This is a genomic window from Acidiphilium cryptum JF-5 (assembly GCF_000016725.1).
Taxonomy (GTDB): domain Bacteria; phylum Pseudomonadota; class Alphaproteobacteria; order Acetobacterales; family Acetobacteraceae; genus Acidiphilium; species Acidiphilium multivorum.
The window spans coordinates 1-4909 of the sequence record NC_009474.1 but is presented as its reverse complement, the minus strand read 5'-3'; the positions used below and the strand labels follow the sequence as shown (position 1 = coordinate 4909).

The following is a 4909-nucleotide window of genomic DNA, read 5'->3' as shown; positions in this document are numbered from 1 at the left end:
GTTCATTGACATTAAATGTCCGCTAAAATAGACATTGATTGTCTACGTACTGACAATCATTGTTCATGAGTGAGACGGGGTAGTCCCATGTCGAAAGTTCCCCCAAAAACCGTCGGTCTCGCTACAGCGCCGAGCGGAACATGGGTGCAAACCGAAAGGGCAGCACATGAGCGATGGGCAAAACTCATCGGCTCCCACCCCAAGGCTGCGGCACTCATGCACGTCATCGTAGGCAACATGGGACGTCACAATGCCTTGGTAGCCAGCGTCCCTAACCTTCAGCGGATGATGGGTTGCTCTCGGAATACCGCTCTCCGTGCGATCAACGTGCTGAAGGAACAAAATTGGATTGAGGTCCGTCAGCTAGGCGGTGTCGGAACAACAAACGCCTACATCGTGAATGATCGCGTGGCATGGACTGGGAGCCGCGATGGCATACGCTACAGCCTGTTCAGTGCGGCGGTACTGGTTTCCGACGACGAACAGCCAGACAAGGCCGAAATTGGTGCACAGCCGCCCCTAGAGCGGGTTCCTGCTTTGTATCCGGGAGACCGCCAATTGCCGACTGGAAACGGCCTCGATCCGCCGACGCAGCCTCCGCTGGTCGGGTTAGAGCCAGACCTACCGGCCCAAGTGAAAGAGCCACATGGGCCACATGATTGAGCCACTTGGGCCATGCTGAGCCAGAGGCGAGCCGCCCAAGCCTGGGGGATATCCAGAGCCACCCTACAGCGGGCCGTATCCAGCGGAAAAATTAGTGTTTTGCCGGATGGAACGATTGATCCGGCAGAGATGCTTCGCGCCTTTGGCGAAGCCAAGGGTGGCCCACCGGGCCACCACAATGAGCCACTTGGGCCACCCCTGGGCCGGGGGGATGAGATGGCTTTTCAGGCCGAAATCCGGGTGCTCAAAGCGCAGATCGAAGCCAAGGAGGCTCTGCTCTCCGCGAAGGATCGGCACATCGAGGATTTGAGCCAGGCGCTCCGGCTGCTCGCTGGCCCGCCAGCGCCGGCACCACAGCCGTCTCTGCTGGCCAGGCTATTTTCCCGCCAGAAGCCGCCCCGTTCGTGATAGAATTAATACCATGAGCACATCGACCCTCTATGACCGCGATTTCTACGCCTGGGCGAATGAACAGGCCGGACTTCTGCGCGCTGGGAAGCTGACGCAGGCCGACATTGAACACATCGCCGAGGAGATCGAGAGCATGGGCAAGACCGAGAAGCGGGAACTGATCAGCCGCCTCGCAGTACTCCTCACGCATCTCTTGAAATGGCAATATCAGCCTGTCCGCCGTGGAGCGTCATGGGAAGTGACTATCCGCATTCAGCGCCGTGATCTTGCCCGTCATCTACGTGACAACCCAAGCCTCCAAGCCAAGCTCGACGAAGCCATCAGCGATGCCTATGGCGATGCAATCCTCGCGGCATACGGTGAAACGGCTATACCTAAGCAAACCTTCCCCACCACCTGCCCCTGGTCCTTCGACCAAATGATGGCCGAAGACTTCTGGCCGGAAGCCTAAAAGGACGCGTAGTGTCCACGTTTTCCATAATTCGAGATTCTGACGCTTTCTTTACACTGCCATGATGGTAAGGTTTAGACTTGTTTTGCCATCCCAATCAATCGAGAGATGTGAAACCTCATGAAGCGTCGTACCCTCTCCGCTATCCTTGGCAGCACATTTTCCGGCTTTCTCGCCCTTCTCGGTCTTGGACCACGATGCGCCGCTGCACAGTCCGCAGATACTACGGGTTCATCTGGCGGAATGATGGGCGGAATGATGGGATCAAATATGTCCCACATGGACATGCAGGGCATGATGTCCCGCAGCAACATGATGGGGCCGATGAAGCTCGGCATGAAACTATTCGAGCGACATACGGAGATCACGCGCGCTACGGACTACATGCCCAACGGCATAATTGACACCACTGTTTCGAGTAATCCAACAACCGCTCACCTCATCCAGGCGCACGTGATCGAAATGTATAATCGCCTCGCTGAGAATCGACCATTTCCCTACCCGATGAGCAACAGTGTACCGGCCATGTTTGCCAACAGCACGAAGTATAAACGATCTTATAAACTCTTACCTACCGGGATTCAGGTCACCGAAACTTCGGACGATCCGGAAATGGTAAAGGTGATCTATGCCCATGCACGGGAGCTCGATCGCTTTGCGAAGGATGGGATGCCGGCAATGATGCGCGGGATGATGGGCAAGGCTGACTGAAACACGGAGCAACCCGATGATGCATGGTATGATGGGCGGCTGGATGATGGGAGGTATGGCGCTGTTCGGTATTGCCATCATGACGTTGATTGTTTTGATAATCGCCGCTCTGATCAAATATCTTTTCGTTTCGTCGTCGAGGCCGTAACTCAGGTTCGGCTCACACCGATGATTGAACCGTCCAGAATCCCGAGATTAAAACCATGTTCAATAGTATTTGATTGTCCATAACTCTAGAAGCCTAATTTATGGGCATGGTAAAATTACCTGTCCGAATACGGTCGATTCCGGACAGCTAATCCGGCAGTACGTCTCCTGCCAGCCAGCGCACCAGACGGCCCTTGATTCCCGGCAAGGTCTTAACCTGCAGGATGACAGTTTCGGCTCGACCTACTCGCTCTTGGGCTTGCAGAGCCTCCATGGCGATCGCCTGTACCTTCTCACGCTCTGCGGCCTCTGCTGCCCTCGCTGCATCCCGCTCGGCCTCCAACATCTGCCTATGCCGTTCGGCAGCCTGCGCCGTGATAGCCCTTCTCGCCTCCGCCTGACGCTCGATCTCAGCAATCCGCTTCCGTGCCTCGTCCAGCTCAGCGATCAATGCTGGTGCACTATCACCCAATTCCGGCTCATTTGCCCCGCCAACCAGACGCATGGCTTGACGTGGCTCCATTGGGTCATTGTCGCGGGTCATCAGTTCCGCTGCTCGCCGAAACAGCCCCTTAGCCGTCTCTGGGGCCACCACCTGAAACGCCTTGATACCGCGCTCCTCAAGCCCCGTACGATACCGCTTGTTCCGCTCCTGGCGTTTTGGATCGATCTCGTTCATCGTCTCACGCGACGCACTGAACCGCCCCGCAACCAGAGTTATGGCACAATCCATAGAGTGCGCACCACACCGTCTCACAAGACGCTAATGGCCGTCTCACGCGCTTTCTGCGGCGAAAGCCGCTTGCCCGGATTAACCGCCCTGCCTTGTCTGTACCTCCAGCACACTGAGTTGCGCAGCAACTCGTAAGTGCGCCCTTTGGTAATTAAGCACTAGTTCTTGCCACGAGGATGCCGGGGAAATTATCCGCCTGCCGGTGCGATGATCCGACCGCCCCAATCGCGAACCAATTCATCGATCCAGAGTTCGACCGGTTCAGCCTCATCAGCGGTCCAGGTGCCGGTGAGTTTGTCGTAGAACCACCCATCCTCCTTCATCGCATTGCGGAGGCGGGCGGGCGGCCTGGTGGGGAAGATCAGCCGACAGGGCAGGGCAATCGCCGGTCTGGGTGCCGATCGCCTTTCTGCGGGCCTCTGGGGAGCCTCTGGCGGCTTCTGCCGTGCCACCGGCCGGGACGACGCTCTGGCGAACTCCTGGCGTTTCCTGCCGGGCCGCTGCGCCGGGTCCAGCTCCCCGGCCCGCTGCTTGAACGGCGCAACCGCCGCGGTGAACGCCGCGCGGTCCTCTTCCCTGATCCAGAGATTCATCTGAACCAGGCCAAGCGCCGCCCGGCGCTCCCGTAACGAGGCCATCGAGTGCTTGCTCATGCTCGCGAGCATACCCCACATTTTCCGACAACGACACTAGTGCCGCGATTGCACCCCAAGGGGTGCAGTTCGGTGCCCCAGCGAAGGTCAGGGCAGAGGGACAGACGCGCTCAGGATTGCTGCCATTCCGGGCCGCGAGGACCGCACCGGGGCGGGTCAATGCGCTTTCATGTCCGGAGGCTCCAAAGGTGCAATGGTCTGTGACTTCTCTCCTGAACTTTCCGCCCGCATAGTGGCGGGGGTTTGGCGGGGTTTCTGGCGCAGATATGCAGCGGACATGTTGTGTTTTTGCATCGTATCTGCCGTGATTATGGCGGACTTTATGGTGTGACTCTGCTGTGGTTGTGCTGTGTTCTATTGACGTGCAGAGGCCCTGCGGGCCGAGATCCAGACCGAACGGGCCAACCTCAAGGCACTCAAGGCCAAGGGTGCGCGGGTGAAGTGGCAGACCTGCGGCGGTCATCTCTGCTTCGAGGCCAGCAGTGACCAGCACGGCGGTTGGGTAACCACCAAGGGGCATATCAGGCTGGTCATCCCACGCGGCTACTAATCCGGAATGCCCATTCCAGCCCCTCAGGAGGCCGTAGAGCGGCCTTGCGGATCGGACGCTGAAAGGGGAGCAGAAAACCCCAAAAACCTGTGTACGCCCGTCTGACGGGATTTTACGGCCATCCTCGCCGCATCGCCCCCAATGCCGCCTTTGCTTCCCGCGTCGCCGTCTCTCACCTCGTGGCGCGGGTCGAGCGCAGCGCGGGAGACCCGGAGGGCGCAGCGCGCCCGCGCCGGTCCCTCGCCCTGGTCCCGCGCGGCCCTTCAGGGCCGCCGTTCATGATTAAGCCGCGTCAGCGGCTTTCCGCTCCTTCAATCATCGGCCCCGAGGGCCGCCTGATCAGCCAGTCCGCACAGGTGGGCCCACCGGAATGGCTGCGCGTCGCCAGCCTCCTATCGGGGCGCTCCGCTACGCATCCCCGTGGACTACCTGCACGGCAGGCAGCCCCCTTCGGGGGTGCTCCTCTAGATCATAGAAGGAGTGAAAAAAATAATGAATTAAATCAATATTTTATAGGGGGGGGTAGTCCCATAGCTGATGGGACGGGGTAGTCCCATAGCTGATGGGACGGGTTTGGACGTTTTTTGTCA

General features: G+C 58.7%; 7 protein-coding genes. 5 read left to right on the top strand and 2 right to left on the bottom strand.

Features of this window, described 5'->3' with window-relative positions; all coding sequences use genetic code 11:
* Positions 1-87: 87 nt before the first annotated feature.
* The 5 genes from ACRY_RS18845 (at position 88) to ACRY_RS20330 (ending at position 2384) form a co-directional block, all read left to right on the top strand.
* Positions 88-663 carry a replication protein gene (locus tag ACRY_RS18845; protein ID WP_011930888.1) on the top strand — a complete coding sequence of 192 codons (576 nt, stop codon included), beginning with the start codon at positions 88-90 and terminating at the stop codon, positions 661-663.
* Between the two features lie 216 nt (positions 664-879).
* Entirely contained in the window at positions 880-1071 is a 192-nt protein-coding gene (locus ACRY_RS20100; protein ID WP_007425148.1) for a hypothetical protein, read from the top strand.
* Between the two features lie 13 nt (positions 1072-1084).
* Entirely contained in the window at positions 1085-1525 is a 441-nt protein-coding gene (locus ACRY_RS02425; protein ID WP_007425147.1) for a DUF29 domain-containing protein, read from the top strand.
* Positions 1526-1645: 120 nt separating this feature from the next.
* Entirely contained in the window at positions 1646-2236 is a 591-nt protein-coding gene (locus tag ACRY_RS02420; protein ID WP_192826806.1) for a hypothetical protein, read from the top strand.
* 16 nt (positions 2237-2252) lie between these two features.
* On the top strand, positions 2253-2384 hold the full coding sequence (locus tag ACRY_RS20330; protein ID WP_256379524.1) for a hypothetical protein: 132 nt from the start codon (positions 2253-2255) through the stop codon (positions 2382-2384).
* Positions 2385-2531: 147 nt separating this feature from the next.
* Here the strand turns inward: ACRY_RS20330 and ACRY_RS02415 are convergent, their stop codons facing one another.
* Both ACRY_RS02415 and ACRY_RS02410 read right to left on the bottom strand, forming a co-directional pair.
* The gene (locus tag ACRY_RS02415; RefSeq protein WP_039889432.1) at positions 2532-3062 is read right to left on the bottom strand and encodes a hypothetical protein; all 531 of its coding nucleotides are present in this window, start codon (positions 3060-3062) and stop codon (positions 2532-2534) included.
* A 242-nt stretch (positions 3063-3304) separates the two neighbouring features.
* Positions 3305-3781 carry a hypothetical protein gene (locus tag ACRY_RS02410; protein WP_039889431.1) on the bottom strand — a complete coding sequence of 159 codons (477 nt, stop codon included), beginning with the start codon at positions 3779-3781 and terminating at the stop codon, positions 3305-3307.
* Between the last annotated feature and the right edge of the window lie 1128 nt (positions 3782-4909).